Source organism: Pectobacterium peruviense, assembly GCF_003312355.2.
Taxonomy (GTDB): domain Bacteria; phylum Pseudomonadota; class Gammaproteobacteria; order Enterobacterales; family Enterobacteriaceae; genus Pectobacterium; species Pectobacterium peruviense.
Genome location: NZ_CP161826.1, coordinates 2,663,122 through 2,687,338 on the forward strand (window position 1 = coordinate 2,663,122; position 24,217 = coordinate 2,687,338).

Consider the following 24,217-nt stretch of genomic DNA (forward strand, 5'->3'; position numbering starts at 1 on the left):
CATTTCAGTGCTATCCTATTGTTTACCCTGTGCATCGGGCGCACGATGCCCAAGCGAAATCATGGTTATTTTTCGCATGAATAAACCGCCCAGATAAATAAATTGTGCGCGTAAAAAATAGCATTAAGAGGTCAAAATAATGAAAAAATCAGGATGGATGGCAGCCGCCGCAGTGCTACTCGCCTTTACACTCAGCGGTTGTAATAAACTCACGCAATACACGCTCAGCGAACAGGAAGTGAATGAGTATCTGCAAAAGCACAATGATTACCAGAAACAGCTGGGCGTACCCGGCGTAGTCGATGCGCATATCGTGTTGACCGAGCTATCCAGTCAGATTGGTCGTGCAGAACCGGGTAAAATCACGCTAGCAGGCAATGCGAAGGTCGATATTTCGTCCCTGCTGGGAAACCAGACTGCGGATATGAAACTTACACTGAAAGCACAGCCAGTATTTGATAAAGCTCAGGGGGCAATTTACCTGAAGGACATGGAACTGGTTGATTACACCGTACAGCCGGAAAAAATGCAGACGATAATGAAAACGCTAAGCCCTTACCTCAATCAATCACTGAAAAGCTATTTTGACCAAAAACCAGCTTATGTGTTGAATGCGGATAAGAGCACAACGGAATCAATGGCGAAGAAAATGGCAAAAGGCATCGAAATCAAACCCGGCCAGATTGTTATCCTGTTTACTGATTAACGCTCACTTGCCGATAGCATACGCGATGTCTGCTATCGGCTATGTTTGAGTAGGCTTGGCGTATTACTCTTCGGCTTCAGACTCGTCTTCGTCATCTTCTTCGCTTTCACTCAGCTCATCCCGCATGGCCTCCAGCGCTTCGCGGCACACTATCGCCAGTGTGCGATAAAATGCCGTAGTGGCATGACTTTCCACTTTCCCGAGGAAACGATCGCTCCACGGTAATAGATATTCATCAAACAGGGTAATCTGCGCAGCCGTTTCGTCTTCTTGTGCCTGATCTTCCAGCCATGACGCCGCAAGCAGCAAACTACCAAAATGACCGACCGCACCGTCATTTAACGGCATGCCGCGCTGTTGCAGGAAGGTACGAATGTCTGCATCATCGCCATCGCTTTCATAAGACGAGCGCAACGGTGAAACTGAACCGCTTGCACTATCAAACAGCGCCTGATAATCCGCCGCCATCTCGGGTAAATCCAGCCCCTTTTGCAAACGAGCCAGCAACGCATCTTGTTCCAGCGGCCAATGCTGCGCCAGTTTCCCGTCTTTAATCAGCGTAAATAACGGTGTCAGCAAAGGATCCTGCGGCTGGCGATAAAACAGCGTGCCTAATAGGCGGCACACAATAGAAAACTCGTTCATTCATAACCCTATTTATTTTTAAGTGGCACTGTTTTTAAGTAACGGCTTTTAAGTGACACCGTCACAAGTCGGCAAGTTCGGTGATAGCAGGCATTCCACGCTGTTCGAGGAAATCCAGCACGCGCCGAGGGCTTACGTTTAATATCCGATCTTGCGGGAAATTCACTTCCTGCAAAATACGCTCACAGTGGGTAAAATCTCCCAGAGAAAACGCGATATGGGAATCTGAACCTAAAGAAAGTAGACCACCCGCGTCACGAACAGCTTCAGCAATCGCCCGACAGTTTGGTTCACTGCCTTGGCGTGAATGCATGAAAGAGGAGTTATTCAACTCCAGCGCAACATTATATTTCGCCGCTGCTTCCGCAATCGCGCGGATATCAACGGGAAACTTCGGGTTACCCGGGTGACTAATGATATGTGCATCGCCACGCGCCATGGTCGCGATCATCGCCGCAGTGTGCGTATCTTTATCCTGCGGTGGAAAAACTGGCTCGTGAAAGCCCGCAATAATCACATCGACCTGATCCAACATAGGTCCGGTGCAGTCGATATCACCTTCGATATTTTTAATATTCGCTTCGATACCGCGTAGGATTCCGACGCCATCAACCAGACGTGGCCAAACGCGCATATTCATGAAATGCCAGTAATGCGGCGCATCCGCCATATCTGGGCCATGATCGGTAATGGCAAACAGGCGGATATTCTTCTGCTGCGCTTCGACGATGTAATCATGAAGGGTACTGTAAGCATGTGTACTGGCAACGGTGTGCATATGTAAATCGACGGGATACATAGGTTCTCCTGGGTCAATGTTTGCAAGTCAGCATACCATTTCCAGGGATATTCCGCAGCCAGCGAGCGAATTTACAACGCATGATTAACACAAATGAAACATGGCATTTTGGATTAATGCCGGGGATGAACGAAGGCGAGAGCAAAACGGTGAGCAAACCAACAAATTGCGTTAACTTTAGCTAATTGCGCGCATGGAATGCAGAAGTTTGTTGACGCTGTCCGGCAATTTACCTACATTAGCGCCGTCCGCTGGTATGACATACCGCGAGGCCACGGTGAGGTGTCCGAGAGGCTGAAGGAGCACGCCTGGAAAGTGTGTATACGTGAAAACGTATCAAGGGTTCGAATCCCTTCCTCACCGCCATATAAAAGAAAACGCCCTTGACGCAAGTTAAGGGCGTTTTCTTTTATGGTGTTGGAACAGGTGAGAAGCCTGTCAATGGTGGCACGAAGGGCGAGCGGCAGAATACCGCGAGAACCCTCCAGCATACACATTGCAGAGTCGCTCTTACATAGCGAAAAGACAACGTCTGTATAATCTGAGAGCGACACCGTAAGCTTGTTCTACTCACTTAATACCCCATGCTATGATAGCGATTCATGGTATATCTTTTGCGCAGCTAACCAGCCCCAATCTACCCCATACATAATTACTGCGCTTATTTCCTGAAATTATTAGGCATTCATAAATATGGCTTTGGATGAAGTATTTAGTGTAGTAGGTACAGGCCTGTTTTCTGTATTTTCAGCAGGAGCAATTATCTTAGGCCTTTCGTCTTGGCTTGGTAAAATCTGGGCACAGCGCATCCTACAAAAAGAAGCTCATGAACTAAAAATACAATTGAACGTAGCGGAGCATAAACTAAATGTGTCGCTGAAAACTATCGAGAAAGAACTCGACTTTATGAAGGACAAATATGTCTCAATCCGAAATGATAAAGTTCTAATCTATCGAGGTATCATTGACCTCATTGCCAGTCTCCTAGCAAAGCTGGATGCATATCATATGAACCGCTTATCACAAGATGAAGCAATGAAACATTTTGATGTATTCAACGAACAGCGAATACGGCTCTATGGATACATGGCTATGTTTGCGCCCCAAAGAGTTATGGATACTCAAGACGAACTCATTGACTATCTTCTTCAAGTTGCCTATGACAATAGGCCATATGTATGGGAAGAAATACGCACGATAGCGATAGGCCTTATCAACGAGATAAGAAAAGACGTAGGAATTGATCAAGCCCCAATAGAGTACAATGGCAAATTATAATTCCTCTCGTTGATTCGTTGTTAGATAAATATCAAGAGCCTGAAAAGTGTGGCTATAAATATTATCAGCCACATCTTTCAGAGATAGCTACACGTAAATCTATCTTGCGCCCAGCGCCAGATAGCTGCCCGCAGATTCATCCACACGGAATTGTTCAACGGTACGTGACAGCTCTTGTGCCTGTTCGTTCAGCGAGTGTGCCGCAGCCAGTGCTTCTTCAACCAATGCCGCATTCTGTTCAGTGCTCTGATCCATCTGCGATATCGCGAGATTGACCTGTTCAATACCGGAGCGCTGTTCTGCACTCGCAATACTGATCTCGCCCATCATGGACGTTACGCGATGCACACTCTCAACCACTTCACTCATCGTATCGCCAGCCTGCTTCACGAAATCCGTGCCCTCTCCAACCTTGGCAACCGAATCATCAATCAAACCTTTAATTTCTCTGGCAGCGGATGCCGAGCGCTGCGCCAGCGTGCGCACTTCACTTGCGACCACGGCGAAGCCACGCCCTTGTTCACCGGCACGCGCAGCTTCCACCGCTGCATTCAGCGCCAGGATGTTCGTCTGGAAAGCTATGCTATCGATGACGCCGATAATATCCACAATTTTGCGAGATGATGAACTGATGGAATCCATCGTTACGACGACCCGGCTGACAACGTTGCCACCGCGCACTGCCACGTCCGATGCCGATACCGCGAGTTCATTTGCATAGCGCGCATTATCGGCATTCTGCTTCACCGTGGCGGTCAGTTGTTCCATTGCCGATGCCGTTTGCTCTAATGCGCTGGCCTGCGATTCAGTACGGGCGGACAAATCGCCGTTGCCTGATGCGATCTGCGTCGACGCCGTGGCAATAGAATTTGTGCTGCTGCGAACCTGATTAACCAGATGCGACAAGTTGTCGCGCATCGCACGGATAGCGTAAAGAATACTGGTTTGATCGCCCGGTTTCGTTTCAACGTCAACGCGTAAATTACCTTCCGCGATTTCGCGAACAACATCAACGGCGTATTGCGGCTCTCCGCCAAGCTGGCGCATCAACGTGCGCAGCATATTCCATGCAAACGTGGAAATAATTAACAGCAGAACCAGCCCTAAAGACAGTAAGATCAGCGCATTGTGCCAGAACGTCTGCTGAATATCGTCAATGTAATCACCATAACCAATCGTCCAGTCCCAAGGCTCGAATTTAATCACTGCATAGAGCTTCTCAACCTTATTTTGCTGCCCTGGACGCGTCCCTTCCGCGATCACGGTACCAATCGTATTGCCTTGAAGCGAAGCACGATAGCGTTCTCCAGCTTCTTTACCGCCATTCGCATCAACGATGCCAATGCGCTTAGGATTAGGGTGTACATAGTTCACATCATTCGTGTAGCCGCGCACGAAGAAATAGCGATCGCCCTGATGGAAACTCCCGATCGTCCGTTTGGCCTCTTTCTCTGCTTCGTCGCGCGACAACTGACCACTTTTCTCCAACTCGTACGCTTTCTGCACCGCCGAATGAGCCAGTTCAACCAGCGTAGAAAGCTGGCCAGTGCGTTCACTCATCATCGTGTTATAGAGCGTGTTCAGCGCCACCGCAGATAAAATAAGCATCCCTAACAAGGTCGTACCGCATAGCAGTGCAATTCTGGTTCGTAATTTCACTATATTCTTCTCTCTACTCGCTAACTGATTTTCAGAAAATTCCGAACAAAAAAATTACACTACATTGCCGCCCTGAACCATACCATTCAGGTAGTAATGATAGATTTTTTAACAATAAATAATGAACAATTACCTTATTCGCTCAATTTAAAGACCGAATCGAGCAATAACGACTAATAAAATGGCGATAAATGATCGAAATCGAAAGTAATACGTAAGTGACGTTACAAAAGTAAGAAAACCTCGGATCGTCATCCGAGGCGCGTACATTTGCCGATCGTGTTCGTTGATCGTGTCTGTCGGTTGAGCTCTGTGTCGATTGAACAGAGAAGATGCAGAATCAGGGCATTTAGCCCCTTAAAAACATTTACCTTTAAAAAAACAAAAGCCTCCGCAAAAGCGGAGGCGTTCCCTCTAATGACAAGGCGCGCTAAGCGGTAACAGCCCTGTCCTCCATGGCTTTTCGCCAGCCTCCCAACCAGTAAGACCGGGCATTAATTGATTGATAAGGACAAAATTCCTTTGGTCTACCGACAATACCAGCTTGATAACCACGTGAATGAGCCCGTTCAAGGCGATCGCGTTTCTGTCTCTTCATGCCTTATTTCCCTCATTATTAATCTGGTGGAAAGAAAACAATGATTACTTTATAAGCAACCACAGACTATCAATACCGATTCTGCCGCCAAAGGTCAAGGCGCAAAATTCACACCAGTGTCATATTTGTGATCCAAAATAGGAATTTTCCCCGTCAAAGAACGAAAAAACCTAACCAATTGAAAACAATAAAAAACCTCTAAAAACGCAATGCAATCACAGCATTACATCTTTAGAGGTCTGATTTTTAGAAGCTTATTTTTTAGAAGTTTGGTTTTTAGCGTCACCTTTGTTTCAAACAACGATCAGGTAATGCCACCATCGGTCACACTTAGTTAAGCGAGCCTGCCTGCTGAGCAATCGACTGAGAAACCTGCTGCCAGCCTTGCGCCAACGTTCTTACCAGCGCGTCATAACCATCTTCCGTTTGTGGCAGCAACACGCTGAAGGGGCGTTTAAGCACCTTTCCCTGATAGGTCAGTATCCATTCTCCACGGATGACCACATTGCCATCATAACGGCCGTGAAAACCTGTAACAGAAACGTTCAGTACAGCCTGCTCGCTTCCCTGCGGCTGCGTGGTCACGACCCAACCGGGCAGTTTATGCCCTAGATTAGCCACCAACGCCTGCTGCAATTGCTGATCCAACGGGCTGGCCCACAAGTTATTACTGGCAATAACATACTGCACATCGTTGGTCTGATAGACCAGCCCCGTATTGACGAGATAATCCGCCACGCTGACATGCTCAACCCATAGCGGACGCCCCTGAGTCACAGCAGTCTGCGTCGTGCTGGTATCCGCTATTGTCGGTAGCTGATAGTACGTTTTCTGCGTATTGCTACTGCTACAGGCGCTCAATACCAGCACCAGAGCTAGCGTCCATACTTTCATCATTATTTTGCCCTCTTCGGCTGAGGATCTTGACTACCAGAGGCCTCAAACACCAACGCATTGCTTTTCTCGTTCAGGGTACGCAGCACAGGCTGTAGTTCCCGTAAGACCTGATCCAACCGCTGCATATCCGCCACCATCTTATTATATGCCGGTGAGCCCGGCTGGAAGCCTTTCATGCTCCGATTCAGCTCAAGCAACGTTTTTTGCATATCTTCCGGCAGATCCTGCATCGCTTTGCTGGATGTCAGCTTGTTCAGTGTCGCCAGCGTTTTTTGCATTTCACGCAGCGTCGCCTGGCTTTCCGTCAGCGTCTTCGTTGCTTCATTAACCATCGGGTTCAGCGGCAGGTTATTCACTTTATCCAGCACCGCCATCAGCTTCTGTTGAATCTGTGACAGGCCACCGTCAATGGTAGGCAGAATCGGATAGCCATCCAGAACGAACAACTGTTTATCCACTTTTTCTTTTGGATAAAAATCGAGATCGATATAGAGCGCCCCCGTCAGGAGGTTAGCCGATTTCATCGAGGCGCGCAGCCCCAGCGATTGAGCCTGCTTCAAGTGCTGTTCAAAGTCGAACGAGCCGCCAATCTTCTTCTCGAACCGATCGGGTTCAATACGAATCAGCACCGGAATGCGATAATCATCATCCAGTTCTTGTTTCATATTTTTGGGGAAAAATGGCGCTTCGGCAACCGTGCCCAGCCGAATACCACGGAATTCAACCGGAGCACCAGCCTGTAAACCACGGATCGATTCACTGAAGAACAGCAGATACTCTTTATATTCGGTGTACAACGAGTCCTGAATGCTGCGCTGGCTATCAAAGAGTCGATATTGCGCCATTGCCTTGGCCGCATCACCCAGTTCCCATCCAGTCGGGACATCAAAGCTGACGCCACCGCTGAACAACGTGGTCAGCGAGCCCATTTCGACACGCATGCCTTGTGCCGACATATCGAACGCTACGCCGCTGTCTTTCCAGAAACGAACATTGCTGGTGACCAGGCCGTCATATGGGGCAGAAATAAACAGCTGATAGCGCATTTTACGCGCTTTCGGATCGAACTCGCTGGTTTCCACCGACCCTACGCGATAGCCACGGAACAGGACAGGATCACCGGCATTCAACTGCCCGGATTGATCGCTGTCGAGTATCACCCTGATGCCTTTCGCATCCGGTGAGGCCAGCGGCGGCGCATCGAGCAGGGTAAACTCGCGCTTCTCATCCTTATTCGCCCCAGGTTGCAGCTCGATGTAGGCACCGGATAATAACGTACCCAGTCCAGAGATCCCTTCTCGTCCAATCTGTGGCTTCACCACCCAAAAAGCAGAATCCTGCTTGAGTAGTTTATCCATGCCGTCATGCAGGCGTGCCTTGATTTCCACCCGATGAAGATCGTCACTCAGCACAACGCTCTCGACCACGCCAACATCGACGCTGCGGCTTTTGATTGCGGTTTTACCCGCTTCGATGCCTTCGGCGTTGCTGGTAATCAGCGTAATTTGCGGCCCTTGGTGGCTGAAATGATAAAACAGTATCCAGGCACCGATCAGCACGGTGACAATCGGCACAATCCAGACCGGCGACCAGCGTTTAATTGTTTCTACATCCGCAACGGCATGATTATCTTTCGCCAACGGAAGGCTCCTTATGAAGAACATCATCACGACGATCCCATAACAAACGGGGATCAAACATCATCGCAGCAAACATGGTCAGAATCACCACGGCCGCGAACAGTACCGCCCCAACGGCGGGATAAATACTCATTAAACGCCCAATACGCACCATCGCAGACAGCACGGCAATAACAAACACATCAATCATTGACCATCGCCCAACAAACTCAACCATCTCATAGATGACGTGCATTCGCTCACTGTCTTCTGTTTTTTTAGTTTTGCTATTGGCCTGCCAGCACAGCCAGCCTAACGCCAGCATTTTTAGCGTCGGCACCATCACGCTGGCAACAAAAATCACTAGCGCGACAGGGTAAGATCCCATTCCCCACAGCAGGATGACGCCCGACATGATCGTCGATCCCATCCGATCACCGAAGGCTTCAGTCACCATAATCGGCATCAAATTCGAGGGGATATATAGCATCACCGAGGTGATCAGCAGGGCTAGCGTCCATTGCAGGCTATGTTTCTTACGGGCGTGCCCGCGTGAGTGACAGCGCGGACATATTAACTGGTTGGCTGGCAGAATAGCGGTGCAACATGAGCACGAACGCAGCCCTTGCGATAACCCACTCTTCCCCAAAATAGGGGGAGCGGGTAATGCAGGGGGCGGCACAATATCATTCCACAACCAGCGGCGGTCGAGGCTTTGGAAGGCTAACAGCTGTAGCAGACAGAACAGAACAAAAGGCATAAAACTGGTGCCGATGCCAATGTCACCATAGGCCATAAGTTTGACAAAGCTGACCAACACACCAGCCAGGAAAATCTCCGCCATGCCCCAACTTTTAAGATGAAACAACATCTTGCCCATGCTTTTTTTCAGTGCCAACGGCAGCGACGCATGCAAGCAAAGCAGAATGAGCATCGCCATACTGAAAGCGGGGACGAGTTGAACAAAAAGCATAAACAGTGTCGCGACGCTGGCGTAGTTTTCCGCCACCATCACTTTAGGAATCTGTATCAGGGTAATTTCGCTGGTGATACCCGCTACGCGCATAGAAACGAAGGGGAAGAGGTTTGCCAGCAATAGCATGCATAGTGCACTTACCGCGTAGCCGACTGGCCGTTTACGCGGCTCCGTCTGGCGGCTAGTTAACGCGGTTTTACAGCGCGGGCACGTTGCCTTCTGTCCGTGTGACAGCATGGGTAATTCCACCAGCAGGTCACACTGTGGGCAAAGCATATAATCATCATGGTTATGATGTTCAAGGCCATATTCGTGTTCATGGCCATGCTCACGTTGAAGATTACAGTCATGCCGATCGTGATGGGAACACACGCGTCCTCTCCTTCAAACTCGTCAGCTTCTGACCGAAAACATCTTCTATCAATACGGGAGTTAACCTCCCGTATTGATGACATAACACAAACAACGCAGATTAGCCGTTTTTCTGTGCTTCCAGCTCTTCCCAGCGGGCAAAGCTGATTTCCAACGCACTTTCCGCTTCCGCCAGTGCAGCTAATACCTGCTGCGTTTCGTCATGTGGGCGGCTAAAGAAATTGGCGTCATTCATCTGCGCTTGCAGTGACTCAATTTCCTGCTCCAACTGCTCAATACGCAGCGGTAGCTGCTCTAATTCGCGCTGAAGGTTATAACTTAATTTCCCGACACTTCGTTTAGCGGACGGTGCGGTGCTCGCAGTTGTCGCTGACGCAGTTACTGCCGGACCTGCCGTCGTTCGCAGTGGCGTTGTCGTTGCGCGCTGCTGCTGCGCATCGAAATATCCACCGACGAAGCGAGAAATCTTGCCATCGCCTTCAAAGATCCAGCATTCGGTAACCGAGTTATCAACGAACTGACGATCGTGGCTGACCAGCAGAACGGTTCCCTGATAGCTTTCGATCAGCTCTTCCAGCAGTTCCAGCGTTTCCACGTCCAGATCGTTGGTCGGTTCATCAAGAATCAACAGGTTGCTAGGCTTGAGGAACAAGCGTGCCAGCAGCAGACGGTTACGTTCTCCACCTGACAACGCTTTTACCGGCGTCATCGCACGTTTCGGATGGAACAGGAAGTCCTGTAAGTAGCCCAACACATGACGTGAGCGGCCGTTGACCATCACTTCCTGCTTACCTTCCGCCAGGTTGTCCATCACTGTGCGTTCTGGATCAAGCTCAGCACGGTGCTGATCGAAATAGGCCACTTCCAGCTTCGTGCCACAGTGCACACGTCCGCTGATAGGCTCTAGTCCACCCAGCATCAATTTTAGCAGCGTGGTTTTACCGCAGCCATTCGGCCCTACCAGCGCAATCTTGTCACCGCGCTGTACCTGAGCGGAGAAATTGCGTGTTAGCACCTTATTGTCAACCTGATAGCTGACGTCTTCCAATTCAAACACAATCTTGCCGGAGCGAGCCGCTTCTTCAACCTGCATTTTCGCCGAACCCATTACTTCACGACGCTGGGCACGATCCTGACGCATTGCCTTCAATGCCCGCACGCGGCCTTCATTACGGGTACGACGGGCTTTGATACCCTGACGGATCCATACTTCTTCCTGCGCCAGTTTACGATCGAACTCTGCATTTTGCAGATCTTCAACCCGCAGCGCTTCTTCTTTCCCTTCCAGATACTTTTCGTAGTTACCCGGCCAGGAAACCAATTTACCGCGGTCGAGGTCGACAATACGGGTGGCCATATTGCGAATAAATGAACGGTCATGGGAGATAAAGACGATGCTGCCCTGGAACGTTTTCAAGAAGGTTTCCAGCCAGTCAATCGTCTCAATATCCAGATGGTTAGTCGGTTCATCCAGCAGCAGCACGCGCGGTGAACTCACCAGCGCTCTGCCGAGTGCGGCTTTACGTAACCAGCCGCCAGAAAGCGAAGCCAGTGGCGCATCGGCGGACAGGCCAAGCTGTTCCAGTACTTCGTGAATGCGGCTCTCTAGTTGCCACAGCCCCTGATGCTCCAGAATATCCTGCAATTTAGCCAACTGGTTCAGGTTCTTTTCGCTGGGATCACTTTCTACCAAACGCAGCATGGCATGATAGTTTTTCAGGTGATCCGCCTGCGCGGCGACGCCTTCAGCAACAAAATCAAACACGCTACCCGCAACATCACGCGGTGGATCCTGTTGCAGACGCGCGACAATCAGATCCTGTTCATAGGTGATGCGACCATCATCCAGCGGAGTTTCTTTGGCCAAAATTTTCAGCAGCGTCGATTTACCCGCACCGTTGCGACCAACCAGACAAACGCGCTCATTCTCTTCGATATGGAGTTCGGTGTTATCCAACAGCGGCGCATCGCTAAACGACAGCCATGCACCTGAAACACTAATTAAAGACATCGGTTACTTTTCCTCACCGGCATGCGTCAGCAGCCAGCAGTTATGAATTTGACGATTACGGGCAAAATCCTGCGATTGGGTCTGCGCGGTAATTTCTTTGGCATTCAGCCCCAGCGCGGTCAGGCCAGCAACATCCATCTGGAAGCCGCGTTTATTGTTCGAGAACATGATGGTGCCGCCACGGCGCAGCAGGCGTTTGAGATCTTTCATCAGCGCCAAATGGTCGCGCTGAACATCAAACGACTCTTCCATACGTTTTGAGTTAGAGAAGGTCGGCGGGTCGATGAAGATCACATCAAATTGTTCATGGCCGTTATGTAACCATGAGAGACAATCCGCTTGGATCAGACGATGCTGACGCCCGGTCAGGCCGTTCACCCGCAGGTTTTTCTCTGCCCATTCCAGATAGGTGCGCGACATGTCGACAGTGGTCGTTGAACGTGCGCCTCCCAATCCAGCGTGAACACTCGCCGTACCGGTATAAGCAAACAGGTTGAGGAAATCTTTGCCACGACTCATCTCACCCAGCATTTTACGGGCGATACGGTGGTCAAGGAACAAACCGGTATCGAGGTAGTCAGTCAGGTTGACCCATAGCTTGGCACCAAACTCTTCCATTAGAAGGAAGTCGCCTTTCTGCGCCAGTTTTTCATACTGGTTTTTGCCTTTCTGACGTTCACGCGTTTTCAGCACCAGACGGTTCGACGGTAATTCCAGCACGCTCAGCGTAGCGTTAATCACATCAAACAGCCGCTGACGGGCTTTTTGAGCATCGATGGTTTTCGGCGGTGCATACTCTTGTACAACGACCCAACTGCCGTAGCGATCGACGGCGACATTGTATTCAGGCAGATCGGCATCATAGATGCGATAGCATTCAATTCCCTGCTGTTTCGCCCATTTTTCCAGCTTGCGCAAGTTCTTACGCAGACGGTTGGCAAAATCTTCCGCGATTTGTCCCGCAGATTCACCCTGCGTATCCGCCAGTTGATAATTCTTCTGCACACAATCCAGCGGACCGTTTTTCGCCTTGAATTGACGTTCAGCACGCAGTTGCAGGCAGCTCAGCAGCTCCGGCGATGCACTGAACAGCGATAACTGCCAGCCGCCAAAATCGCTTTTCATCTTACGGCCCAGCATATTATGCAAGGCGATCAGCGCGGGTTCACTTTCCAGACGCTCACCGTAAGGCGGGTTACTGACGACTGTGCCTTTCGGCCCTTCTGGCAACGGATTCTGCAACTGTGCTGCATCTTTTACGCCGAAAGAAATCAGCTCAGCAACGCCTGCGCGGCGCGCATTGGCTTTCGCGATCTCAATGACTCGACGGTCATTATCCGATCCGAAGAAGCGTGACGTGGTCGCCTGTAAACCTTGACTAGCACGCTGCTGTGCTTCACTGGTCAATTCATGCCACAGTGCAGCATCATGTTTTAACCAAGCGTTAAATCCCCAGTGTGTACGATGCAAACCGGGTGCGCGATCGGATGCCATCATTGCCGCTTCGATCAGCAACGTACCGGAACCACACATTGGATCGACCATTGGCGTACCGTTTTGCCAGCCAGAACGTGAAACAATTGCCGCCGCCAGATTCTCTTTGAGCGGAGCCAGTCCGGCCAGATCGCGGTAACCGCGCTGATGCAGGCCATCACCGCTTAAATCCAGCGCGACGCTAGCTGTATCACGCTGCAAAAAGACGTTAACGCGAATATCTGGCTGCTGTTTCGCTACATCCGGTCGCTGCCCGGTTTTACGCGTGAAGCTATCCACAATCGCGTCTTTTACTTTTAACGCGCCGTACTGACTGTTGCGGATATCTTCATTGGTACCGGTAAAATGCACGGCAAAGGTTTTATCGATGCTAAAGATCGTTGACCAGTCAATCGCCTGCACACCCAGATACAAATCCAGATCGCTATGTACCTTGAATTCATTCAGCGGCAGCAGAATGCGCGACGCCAGACGGCTCCACAGCAGGCTCTGGTACAGCAGGCGGTTGTCACCCTCAAAATGGACACCACCCTGCACAACCGCACAGGACTGCGCACCCAATGATTCGAGTTCGCTTTTTAATAACTCTTCCAGTCCCCGCGCCGTGCTGGCAAACAAAGCATTCATGTCGTCACTATCACCAAAAAGAAATAACATTAAAAAAGAAATTGGGGCGCATTATAGCTAATCCGAGACGCTTGTCATAAAGTTGCCGCTTTACTTCGGCAAGGAAAGGTCAGTGATCGGCGTAACGCGGCTTTATATACACCCAGTAAAATCGATGCGGGGGCTACAGCTGTCCCACGCGATGGCGTCTGTCAGCGGTTTGGCGAACGATCGTGCGTTCATGATTACCGAACCTGATGGCACATTTATTACCGCCCGCCAGTATCCACAAATGGTGTTATTTACTCCCGCGTTGCTACCGGATGGGCTGTTTATTGCCGCTCCGGATGGCCAAACTGCCACGATACGCTTTGCCGACTTCATCGAAGCGCCTCAACCGACAGAAGTTTGGGGCACGCATTTCACCGCGCTCGTCGCCCCGGATGCCATCAACACCTGGCTAAGCCACTATTTTCAGCGTTCCGTGCAACTTCGCTGGGTCGGTAATGAACCGTCACGACGGGTTAAGCATCATCCCGATGTCCCATTAGCGTTCGCCGACGGTTATCCGTTTCTATTAATCAATGATGCATCATTTCAGGCGCTACGCCAGCGCTGCTCCGCCGGAATTAAAATTGAACAGTTTCGCCCTAATCTGGTGGTGACTGGCGCGGAAGCCTTTGCCGAAGACAGTTGGAAGACCATTCGTATCGGCGAGATTATTTTTGACGTCGTCAAACCCTGTAGCCGCTGCATTTTGACCACCGTCAGTATCGAACGTGGGCGTAAGCACCCGTCGTCAGAACCGCTGGCAACGCTGCAATCTTTCCGTACTGCTGACAACGGCGACGTGGATTTCGGGCAAAATCTGGTCGCCAGAAATACGGGTATCATTCGCGTAGGCGACACGCTGGAAGTCTTAGCGACCAAACCACCGCGTCCTTATGGTTCCGGTCAAGTAGTCGAAAGCCTTGTCGTTCCTGAAAAAAGCGAACAGGCCGTTACCATCCACTATCAGGGAAAATCGTTACAAGGGAATAATCAGCAAATTTTGCTAGAGCAATTGGAGCAACAGGGTATTCGCGTCCCCTACTCTTGTCGGGCTGGACTGTGCGGTTGCTGTAAATTGACGTTAGTCAGCGGAGAGGTTTCTGCACTGAAGCAAAGTGCCATCAGAGCAAACGGTGAGATTCTTAGCTGCAGCTGTATTCCGCAGAGCGACATTCATCTGCGATAGTCAAGACAAGCCAACGCACATGCAGCTTGAAGTATGACGAATCGATACCCTAAATAATTCGAGTTGCAAGAAGGCGGCAAGAGAAGGAATCCCGATGAGCTTACACAAGTAAGTGATTCGGGTGACAAATCTGCTGGGGGCAGATTTGAACGCTGCTTGCAGCGGCCCTTCAGGGCGAGGCCTACGACGGGCCGAGTATTTGAACGCAGCCAACGCACATGCAGCTTGAAGTATGACGGGGATTAGACGACCTTGGCGTACTCAAATGCCGAAGTGCCTTCACCCAGCGTAGTTTCCCACTCAGACCTATTCTGAACAACGGCCAGAATTAATCTGTCGTGCATGATTTTTATGGCATCACCCAGCACCATGGTTTTCCCACTTAATGAGAGCTGTTCTTGCGCCAGCAGGCAGAGACAAGCTTTATCCCCCGCTTCCGCCACCAAAAAACATGCTGTTTCGTGAGTTTCAGTGAGCTGCACCTGTACAACATCACCCGCCTGCGGTGAATAGATCACGGCATCCGGCTGTTGGATGAAATGCCAACTTTTCGGCATTAACGGTTTCAGGAATCGGCTTGCTACTAACGCATTCAAGACTAATTCGCCCTGAAGGTCGCGATGCAGTGCCGCTTTCTGGCATTTGTCATTATAAGTAAAAAATAACGCGGCATCGTCAACGCAAAATGCACATTCATTAAATGCATCCGGCGTTAGCATTTTGGACGGAAAACGAGAACGGAATAACATGCCGTTAGCCAAATCTAACATCAGGCGATCGTGTTCGGTATCAAAATACCAACGCCAGTTATCGTCAGGTTTTAACTTCATATTATTTACCCTTCGCCTTCACAGTAGAAATATCAGAAATGACTGATTGTGTTTTCTTACATCGCAATAATCATTCACCGTCATAAACATCGCAGTCAGAAGGTCAGACATCGATTGATGGATTATTTACGCAAACGGATAAAATATAGACTAGCTGGAGGGATAAATAAACCCCCAGCTAGAAATGAAAGGAATTTCGGATTAAATATGTGTAACGATATCTTTAATCAGACGAGGACCGTGGAAAATAAAGCCTGAATATATCTGTACCAGCGACGCACCTGCATCCATTTTTTCGCGAGCAGCGACCAGAGAATCAATTCCGCCAACGCCAATAATGGGTAAACGTCCCGCTAATTCCTGTGACAAACGGCGGATAATTTCCGTACTGCTCGTCTGCAACGGGCGTCCACTTAATCCGCCTGTTTGTCCGCAGTGATTTAATCCCTGAATCAGTTTTCTATCGAGCGTTGTATTGGTGGCAATCACACCATCAATGTTATGACGAACCAGACTATCGGCAATTTGGATCAATTCCTCTTCAGAAAGATCCGGCGCGATCTTTACCGTTACAGGGACGTATTTTTGATACTTCTCATTTAATTCTGTCTGCTTATTCTTTATCGCCAGCAAAAGATCATCCAGCGCTTCACCATATTGCAGGCTGCGTAATCCCGGCGTATTGGGTGACGAAATGTTGATAGCGATATAACCCGCGTGAGGATAAACCTTATCCATACAGATCAAATAATCGTCTTTACCCTGCTCAACCGGCGTATCTTTATTCTTACCAATGTTGATCCCTAATACACCGCCAAAACGTGTTTTCTTTACATTTTCGACCAGATAGTCCACGCCTTTATTATTGAAGCCCATCCGGTTGATCAGACCTTCAGCTTCCACAATGCGGAATAGTCGCGGTTTGTCATTACCGGATTGTGGACGCGGCGTTACCGTTCCCACTTCAATAAAACCAAATCCCATTGCGCCTAATGCATCGATACATTCGCCGTCTTTATCTAATCCCGCAGCTAAACCAAGCGGGTTTTTAAAAGATAATCCCATGCAGGTAACAGGTTTAGTCGGAACAGATTGGCGGACGAGAAATTCAAAAGGCGTGTTGGTAATACGGCGTAATTGTTGGAAGGTCAGCTCATGTGCACGCTCTGGATCGAGCTGAAACAGGGCTTTTTTGATAACGGGATAGAACATATTGTCTCCTGAGATCCCTATCGCAAAGGTATCTTGCCTACGCTGGGGGTAAGCAATAGTGGATTACGGTTTAACTCACGGTCGGTGATGGTAGTGCCATCTCTGCGGAAAGTAAAACGTTTGCGGAAGTAAGAAATTAGCGTGAGGGAAAATGTCACACGCGGTCGGCTGCCGCGTGTGACAGAAGGAGTAGCGTGGCAGGATTAGTCTTGCAATGCCTTGCTGATCTTCTCGAATAAATCGCCAGACAGATTTTCCAACGTCTTCAGTTGCTCCAACGCCTGACGCATTTGCGCTTGACGTTTAGCATCATAACGCTTCAAGCGGATCAATGGTTCGATCACACGTGCCGCAACCTGCGGATTACGAGTGTTCAGATCGCTCAGAATCTCCGTCAGGAAGCGATAACCACAGCCATCTTCAGCATGGAACGCAGACGGGTTCGAGGCCGCAAACGCCCCCACCAGCGAACGCAGGCGGTTAGGATTGTTCAGGCTAAATGAACGGTGTTGCAGCAGTTCACGCACGCGAGTCAGCACATCGGCAGCCGGGCTGGTGGCTTGCAGCACAAACCATTTATCCATGACCAAACCATCCTGATGCCAGCGGTTATCAAACTGCGTCAGCAGTTCATCACGTACTGGCAACTGAGCCTCTACCGCCGCCGATAGCGCTGCCAGCGAATCCGTCATGTTATCCGCCTGACGGAACTGCTCCAGCACCAGTTTACTCGCCTGATCAGCATCGCTGAACGCCAGATAATGCAGGCAGACATTGCGCAGCGCGCGTTTGCCCATATCCGCGTGTTCGATACGATATTGCGGCGCGTGATTCGCGTGGTATACCGCTAGCCACTCATCGGCCATTTCTTTCGCCATGGTGTGCGTCATGCTTTCACGTACGGCAGCGATCGCCGTCGGATCGATGATGTCAAACAGCTCAGCAATTTCATTTTCGCTAGGCAATGTCAGAATCTGAGAAGCCAGCATCGGATCCAGCGTTTCATCCAGCAACACACCGCGGAAAGCATCGATAACATGCATTGGCACGGAAAGCGGCTGCTTCTGCTGATAGCGGGAAACGTTCAGACGAATATAGTTGGCCAACAAACTCTGCGCCGCATCCCAACGTGAAAATGCATTGCTCGCGTGACGCATCAGGAACGTCAGTTGCTCATCGCTCCAGGCATAGTTCAGTTTTACCGGCGCAGAGAACTCACGTAATAAAGAAGGAATCGGACGACAAGGTACCTGATCGAAAATGAAGGTCTGTTCGGATTCAGTCACATTAAGCACTGATGCCAGCAGTTGCCCCTCTTTCTGTAGCGGGATCACCTGCCCTTGCGGATCGTACAGCTCAATATCTAACGGAATATGCAGCGGCAGTTTCTGCTGCTTGTCGGCACCGACTGGCGTCATTTGACTCACGCTCAGCAAATATTGTTGCGTCTGCGGATCGTAATCATCACGCACGGTCAGCACCGGCGTGCCCGACTGGCTGTACCAACGGCGGAACTGCGTGAGATCAACACCGGAAGCCTCTTCCATAGCCAGAACGAAATCATCACAGGTCGCCGCACTGCCGTCGTGACGCTCAAAGTACAGACGAATGCCAGCCTGGAAGCCTTCTTCACCTAACAGTGTGTGCATCATACGGATCACTTCCGATCCCTTTTCATAGACCGTCAGCGTGTAGAAGTTATTCATCTCGATCACCTGATCGGGACGAATCGGATGCGACATCGGGCTGGCATCTTCAGCAAACTGTGCACCGCGCATCACACGCACGTTATCAATACGATTTACCGGACGCGAACCCAGATCGGAACTGAATTCCTGATCGCGGAACACCGTCAGCCCTTCTTTCAGGCTAAGCTGGAACCAGTCGCGGCAAGTGACGCGGTTGCCGGTCCAGTTGTGGAAATATTCATGGCCGATCACCGCTTCAATGTTCAGATAATCTTTATCCGTCGCGGTTTCTGCCTTGGCCAGTACGTATTTAGAGTTGAATACATTCAGCCCTTTGTTTTCCATCGCCCCCATGTTGAAGAAATCAACGGCGACGATCATATAAATGTCGAGATCGTATTCCAGGCCGAAACGCTCTTCGTCCCACTTCATCGAATTTTTCAGCGAGGTCATCGCCCAGCCAGCACGATCGAGGTTGCCACGGTCAACAAACAACTCTAATGCAACATCACGGCCAGAACGTGTCGTGAAGCGATCCTGAAGGACATCAAAATCTCCGGCAACCAACGCAAACAGATAAGCAGGTTTCGGGAACGGATCCTGCCATTCAATCCAATGACGGCCGCCTTCCAGCTCTCCTTGTGCGATACGATTGCCGTTAGAGAGTAGATAAGGATAGCGAGCTTTATCCGCAGTGATACGCGTCGTGAACTTCGCCAGCACATCCGGCCGGTCGAGATAGTAGGTAATGTGGCGGAAACCTTCGGCCTCACACTGCGTACAGAGCGCGTCGCCAGAGAGGTATAGCCCTTCAAGTGCGCTATTGGCGGCAGGATTGATGTCCGTTTCGATGCTAAGCGTAAAACGCGCAGGCAATTGTGTCACAATCAAGCCATCGTCCTGCTGCTGGTAATGTGTCCACGGCTGTCCATCAACGCTCAGGCTAATCAGCGTCAGCCCTTCACCATCCAACTTCAACGGCGCTCCTGCTTCCCCCTGCAACACCACCTGACTGACCGCTTTTACGCGAGTTTTCTCGGCATGAAGATCGAAATCCAGTGCAATATCGGTAATGGTATAATCCGGCGCACGGTAGTCATGGCGATATTTTATTTGCGGCTGTTGATTCATATAAAGTTTCCACCTCGTCATAAGCATCAAAGATCAAGTCTAAGCCTGTTATCTTAATGTTACCACGACAAAATAATGAGGATAATCATCGTACCGTGCTTCACTCCCGCACGTCTCGCTATGTTGTCGTAATGTAATAAACGGATAATCAAGGTATACTGACCGGACATTGCTGATTGTCTCGATGGTGGATAAGCATCTTACAAGGATGCTGTAACGCATTATGACTTTGCACACTTCCCCGATTTTACACTCATTGCTGGATACCGATGCCTACAAGCTGCACATGCAACAGGCGGTGTATCATCACTATTATGATGTCGACGTTGCGGCTGAATTTCGCTGTCGCGGTGATGAGTTATTAGGTGTTTACGCCGACGAGATAGCCCATCAGGTTGATCTGATGCGTTTCTTGTCATTAAGCGACGATGAGTTCACCTATCTTTCTTCTCTGCCATTCTTTCAGCAGGACTATCTTCACTGGCTCCGAGACTTCCGTTTCAATCCGCAGCAGGTTTCGATCAAGAATAATGCTGGTAAGCTGGATATCCGCATCACCGGACCGTGGCGTGAAGTAATTCTGTGGGAAGTCCCTCTGCTGGCGGTGATCAGTGAAGTCGTACATCGGCATCGTTCGCCCAACGTCACGACAGATCAAGCGCTGATCCAGCTGTCAGCCTCACTGGAGAGCTTCCGTCAACACAGCACAGATGTGGATCTCAGCCAGTTCAAATTGATGGACTTCGGCACACGTCGCCGCTTCTCACGCGATGTTCAGCAAACTATTGTTACGGCGCTGCAAGCCGATTTTCCTTATCTCATTGGCACCAGCAATTACGATCTGGCACGCCGTTTGGGTATCACACCTGTTGGTACGCAGGCGCACGAGTGGTTTCAGGCACATCAGCAAATTAGCCCGACGCTGGCAAACAGCCAGCGCGCCGCACTACACATGTGGCTACGTGAATACCCCACGCATTTAGGCATCGCGTTGACCGATTGCATCACCATGGATGCCTTCCTGCGCGATTTCGATTTACCGTTCGCCGAAGCCTATCAGGGACTACGTCACGATTCTGGCGATCCGGTTGACTGGGGAGAGAAAGCCATTGCTCATTATCAACGCTTGGACATTGATCCAATGAGCAAAACGCTGGTCTTCTCCGACAATTTGAATCTGGATAAAGCGCTGGCGTTGTATCGTCACTTCGACCAACGCGTGAATCTGGTATTTGGCATGGGGACGCGTCTGACGTGTGATATTCCCGGCGTGAAGCCGCTGAATATCGTTATCAAACTGGTGGAATGCAATGGTAAACCAGTGGCAAAACTCTCCGATAGCCCCGGTAAAACCATCTGTCAGGATCAGAACTTCGTGTGTGAGTTACGCAAAGCGTTTGACTTACCCCGCGTAAAAAAGGCCAGTTAAGGCTTTCATTCATAGAGGTTGACCAACTTTGCAGCAGATTCACCGACATGAGCGAAAACTTCGCGCCATTCCGGTGATTTCTGCTTGTGTCCTGTTGCATCGCAAGTAACATAGCAAATGGTTCGGATTGGGCCACTTACCGTTTTAAACACGATACATTTCTTATACACGATTAATTAAAGAGAGAATTTTATGAGCGTAGTGCCTGTAGTCGATGTACTGCAAGGCCGTGTCGCCGTTGACAGCGAAGTCACCGTGCGCGGCTGGGTACGTACCCGGAGAGATTCTAAAGCCGGTATCTCCTTTATCGCCGTTTATGACGGCTCCTGCTTTAATCCATTACAGGCTGTCGTTAATAATAATCTCTCGAATTATCAGGATGACGTACTGCGCCTGACCACCGGTTGCTCCGTTGAAATCACCGGTAACGTCGTCGCCTCTCCAGGTGAAGGCCAGAGCTTCGAGCTGCAAGCGACCAACGTTAATGTCGTCGGCTGGGTTGACGATCCCGATACTTACCCGATGGCGGCAAAGCGCCACAGCATCGAATACCTTCGTGAAGTCGCGCACTTGCGTCCGCGCACCAATCTGATCGGTGCCGTTGCGCGTGTTCGTCATACGCTGGCGCAGGCGATCCACCGTTTCTTCCACGAGAACGGTTACTTCTGGGTGTCTACCCCACTGATTACCGCATCTGATACCGAGGGTGCAGGTGAAATGTTCCGTGTTTCCACACTCGACCTGGAAAACTTGCCACGTACCGAACAAGGTAAAGTAGATTTCAGCGAAGATTTCTTCGGGAAAGAAGCATTCCTGACCGTGTCCGGCCAGTTGAATGGTGAAACCTACGCCTGTGCGCTGTCCAACGTGTATACCTTTGGGCCGACTTTCCGCGCTGAAAACTCCAACACCAGCCGTCATCTGGCTGAGTTTTGGATGATCGAACCAGAAGTAGCTTTTGCTTCTCTGGATGATGTCGCTGCTCTGGCGGAAAATCTGCTGAAGTATGTTTTCCAGGCCGTACTGAACGAACGTGCTGATGATATGGCGTTCTTTGCTGAGCGCGTCGATAAAGAAGCGGTCACTCGACTGGAGAAATTCGTCAGTTCCGATTTCGCACAGGTAGATTACACCGATGCCGTCGAGATTCTGTTGAACTGCGGACAACAGTTTGAGAACCCCGTTTACTGGGGCGTCGATCTCTCTTCCGAACATGAGCGTTATCTGGCGGAGCAACACTTCAAAGCGCCGGTTGTCGTTAAAAACTATCCGAAAGACATCAAAGCGTTCTACATGCGCATGAATGACGACGGTAAAACCGTGGCTGCAATGGATGTTCTGGCACCAGGCATCGGTGAAATCATCGGGGGTTCTCAGCGTGAAGAGCGTCTGGCAGAGTTGGATAACCGTCTGGAAGAGATGGGTCTCAATAAAGAAGACTACTGGTGGTATCGTGATTTACGTCGTTACGGCACCATTCCACATTCCGGTTTTGGTTTAGGTTTTGAACGATTAATTGCCTATGTTACCGGTGTACAAAATGTGCGCGACGTGATCCCTTTCCCGCGTACTCCAAGGAATGCCAGTTTCTAAATAAAAATTTAATATAAGTAAAACAAATATGTAGAAAAGAAGAGTCGGATTTTCCGGCTCTTTTTTTTTAATTTTTGTTATGTCTCACAAAGTTCCCTGAATTTTACATTTTGATACACATTATTTCCATTTGTTACTCGATTGCGAACTTTGTAGCATCTTTAGGGTGGATAAACGGGCGAGTGAATGGAAAACTGCGTTCAGACACAGGAAGACACCAAACTTTCAGGAATAGTTCCCTAAAGAATTATTTATGGCAGTGGCAGGTGTCTAAATAACACCAATGAGGGTAATAATGATGAAACGCAACATTCTTGCAGTAGTAATCCCAGCTCTGTTAGTCGCAGGCGCAGCCAACGCAGCAGAAATCTATAATAAAGATGCGAACAAGCTGGATCTAACTGGTCGTGTACATGCTGGTTATGCATTTATGAACCAAAGTGCAGAAAACGAAGACAATACCTATGCACGTCTGGGCTTTAAAGGCCAAACTCAAATCACCAGCGACCTGACTGGCTACGGCACCTTTGAATACCAGTTTGATGGTAACAGCGTTGAAGAACAAGGCACTAGTGCTGGGGAAGGAAAAACCCGTAAAGCGTTTGCTGGTCTGAAATTTGCTGACTTCGGTTCTTTTGACTACGGCCGTAACACTGGTGTGGCTTACAACGGTTTGGCTTATACTGACGTACTGCCAGAAAACGGCGGCGACAGCAGTGTTACCGACACCCTGACTGGTCGTGTCAGCAGTGCCGCAACCTACAACACCTCTAACTTCTTTGGTCTGGTTGACAATTTAGGATTTGGTCTGCAATACGTTGCTAAAAATGAAAGTGGCACACGTATCGATCGCAGCCACGGTGATGCATGGGCAACTTCTCTATCTTACGACACTGATTTCGGTGTAGGTGTTGTTGCTTCTTACGGTTCTCAGGAGCGTACCGCTGCTCAACGCACGTCAAGTGCTGGTGGTGAGCGCGCAGACGTATGGGCTACTGGCCTGAAATATGACGCAAACAACATCTACGTTGCTGCAACTTACGGTGAAGGTCGTAACTTCTTCAGAACTACTGGTTCTGTTTTAGCTGACGAAAGTAAAGTCTTTGAAGTAGTTGCACAGTACAACTTTGATTTTGGTTTGACTCCGACTCTGGCTTACGTTTCTCGTAAAGACAAAATCAATACTACTGTGAACGCAAACGACTACGGCGTTAAATATGCAAGCGTTGGTGCAACCTACGCATTCAACAAAAACTTCTCTACTTATGTTGAATACGATATCAGCCTGCTTGATAAAGACAACGCTTACGGTCTCGAAAACAATGACCGCGTAGACGTTGGTGTTGTTTACCAGTTCTAAGTTGTCACCGCATAACGTAACGAGTTAATCGTTCGTATTGCATGAAAAGACAGAGCTTCGGCTCTGTCTTTTTTTAT

The 24,217-nt window shown here is 49.7% G+C and carries 18 protein-coding genes and 1 tRNA gene; 7 read left to right on the forward strand and 12 right to left on the reverse strand.

Annotated features, from left to right (window positions below; translation table 11 throughout):
* Positions 1–139 precede the first annotated feature (139 nt).
* A complete protein-coding gene (locus tag DUT67_RS12095) occupies positions 140–706 on the forward strand; it encodes a lipoprotein (RefSeq protein ID WP_113631915.1) in 567 nt (188 codons plus the stop codon).
* Positions 707–769: 63 nt separating this feature from the next.
* On the opposite strand, the gene DUT67_RS12100 is transcribed toward DUT67_RS12095, so the two are convergent.
* Entirely contained in the window at positions 770–1,351 is a 582-nt protein-coding gene (locus DUT67_RS12100; RefSeq protein ID WP_113631914.1) for a molecular chaperone, read from the reverse strand.
* Between the two features lie 61 nt (positions 1,352–1,412).
* Positions 1,413–2,150: a phosphatase gene (locus DUT67_RS12105; protein WP_048260488.1), complete on the reverse strand. Its 738-nt coding sequence runs from the start codon at positions 2,148–2,150 to the stop codon at positions 1,413–1,415.
* A 276-nt stretch (positions 2,151–2,426) separates the two neighbouring features.
* Here DUT67_RS12105 and DUT67_RS12110 point away from each other — a divergent pair.
* A tRNA-Ser gene (locus tag DUT67_RS12110) sits at positions 2,427–2,516 on the forward strand.
* 327 nt (positions 2,517–2,843) lie between these two features.
* Positions 2,844–3,428: a hypothetical protein gene (locus DUT67_RS12115; RefSeq protein WP_113631913.1), complete on the forward strand. Its 585-nt coding sequence runs from the start codon at positions 2,844–2,846 to the stop codon at positions 3,426–3,428.
* A gap of 99 nt (positions 3,429–3,527) precedes the next feature.
* Here the strand turns inward: DUT67_RS12115 and DUT67_RS12120 are convergent, their stop codons facing one another.
* The 7 genes from DUT67_RS12120 to rlmKL all read right to left on the reverse strand — a co-directional run bounded on the left by DUT67_RS12120 (position 3,528) and on the right by rlmKL (position 13,681).
* A complete protein-coding gene (locus tag DUT67_RS12120) occupies positions 3,528–5,087 on the reverse strand; it encodes a methyl-accepting chemotaxis protein (RefSeq protein WP_113631912.1) in 1,560 nt (519 codons plus the stop codon).
* A 430-nt stretch (positions 5,088–5,517) separates the two neighbouring features.
* Complete coding sequence (rmf, locus tag DUT67_RS12125) at positions 5,518–5,685, reverse strand: ribosome modulation factor (protein WP_010276992.1); 168 nt, start codon at positions 5,683–5,685, stop codon at positions 5,518–5,520.
* Between the two features lie 330 nt (positions 5,686–6,015).
* Entirely contained in the window at positions 6,016–6,582 is a 567-nt protein-coding gene (pqiC, locus tag DUT67_RS12130) for a membrane integrity-associated transporter subunit PqiC (protein ID WP_113631911.1), read from the reverse strand.
* On the reverse strand, positions 6,582–8,222 hold the full coding sequence (gene pqiB, locus DUT67_RS12135) for an intermembrane transport protein PqiB (protein ID WP_113631910.1): 1,641 nt from the start codon (positions 8,220–8,222) through the stop codon (positions 6,582–6,584). The genes pqiC and pqiB overlap by 1 nt, the downstream gene beginning before the upstream one ends.
* Positions 8,209–9,453, reverse strand: coding sequence for a membrane integrity-associated transporter subunit PqiA (gene pqiA, locus DUT67_RS12140; protein WP_368350141.1), 1,245 nt, complete (start codon positions 9,451–9,453; stop codon positions 8,209–8,211). The genes pqiB and pqiA overlap by 14 nt, the downstream gene beginning before the upstream one ends.
* Positions 9,454–9,649: 196 nt before the next feature.
* Positions 9,650–11,560, reverse strand: a complete 1,911-nt coding sequence (locus DUT67_RS12145) for an ABC transporter ATP-binding protein (RefSeq protein ID WP_048260494.1) — start codon at positions 11,558–11,560, stop codon at positions 9,650–9,652.
* Between the two features lie 3 nt (positions 11,561–11,563).
* A complete protein-coding gene (rlmKL, locus tag DUT67_RS12150; protein WP_113632005.1) occupies positions 11,564–13,681 on the reverse strand; it encodes a bifunctional 23S rRNA (guanine(2069)-N(7))-methyltransferase RlmK/23S rRNA (guanine(2445)-N(2))-methyltransferase RlmL in 2,118 nt (705 codons plus the stop codon).
* Between the two features lie 112 nt (positions 13,682–13,793).
* On the opposite strand from rlmKL, the gene DUT67_RS12155 reads away from it, so the two are divergent.
* Positions 13,794–14,897 carry a YcbX family protein gene (locus DUT67_RS12155; RefSeq protein WP_113631908.1) on the forward strand — a complete coding sequence of 368 codons (1,104 nt, stop codon included), beginning with the start codon at positions 13,794–13,796 and terminating at the stop codon, positions 14,895–14,897.
* Between the two features lie 242 nt (positions 14,898–15,139).
* Here the strand turns inward: DUT67_RS12155 and DUT67_RS12160 are convergent, their stop codons facing one another.
* The 3 genes from DUT67_RS12160 to pepN form a co-directional block, all read right to left on the reverse strand.
* Positions 15,140–15,727 (reverse strand): cell division protein ZapC, encoded by a 588-nt coding sequence (locus tag DUT67_RS12160; protein WP_113631906.1) that lies wholly within the window; start codon positions 15,725–15,727, stop codon positions 15,140–15,142.
* Between the two features lie 201 nt (positions 15,728–15,928).
* On the reverse strand, positions 15,929–16,939 hold the full coding sequence (pyrD, locus tag DUT67_RS12165) for a quinone-dependent dihydroorotate dehydrogenase (RefSeq protein WP_048260499.1): 1,011 nt from the start codon (positions 16,937–16,939) through the stop codon (positions 15,929–15,931).
* A gap of 203 nt (positions 16,940–17,142) precedes the next feature.
* The gene (pepN, locus tag DUT67_RS12170; RefSeq protein ID WP_113631905.1) at positions 17,143–19,758 is read right to left on the reverse strand and encodes an aminopeptidase N; all 2,616 of its coding nucleotides are present in this window, start codon (positions 19,756–19,758) and stop codon (positions 17,143–17,145) included.
* Positions 19,759–19,981: 223 nt separating this feature from the next.
* Between pepN and pncB the strand changes: the two genes are divergently transcribed.
* From pncB to DUT67_RS12185, 3 genes are all read left to right on the forward strand, one after another.
* Positions 19,982–21,187 (forward strand): nicotinate phosphoribosyltransferase, encoded by a 1,206-nt coding sequence (pncB, locus tag DUT67_RS12175; protein WP_113625825.1) that lies wholly within the window; start codon positions 19,982–19,984, stop codon positions 21,185–21,187.
* Between the two features lie 192 nt (positions 21,188–21,379).
* Positions 21,380–22,780 (forward strand): asparagine--tRNA ligase, encoded by a 1,401-nt coding sequence (asnS, locus tag DUT67_RS12180; protein ID WP_113625824.1) that lies wholly within the window; start codon positions 21,380–21,382, stop codon positions 22,778–22,780.
* Positions 22,781–23,075: 295 nt separating this feature from the next.
* Positions 23,076–24,140: a porin gene (locus DUT67_RS12185; RefSeq protein WP_317616498.1), complete on the forward strand. Its 1,065-nt coding sequence runs from the start codon at positions 23,076–23,078 to the stop codon at positions 24,138–24,140.
* The last annotated feature ends 77 nt before the right edge of the window (positions 24,141–24,217 follow it).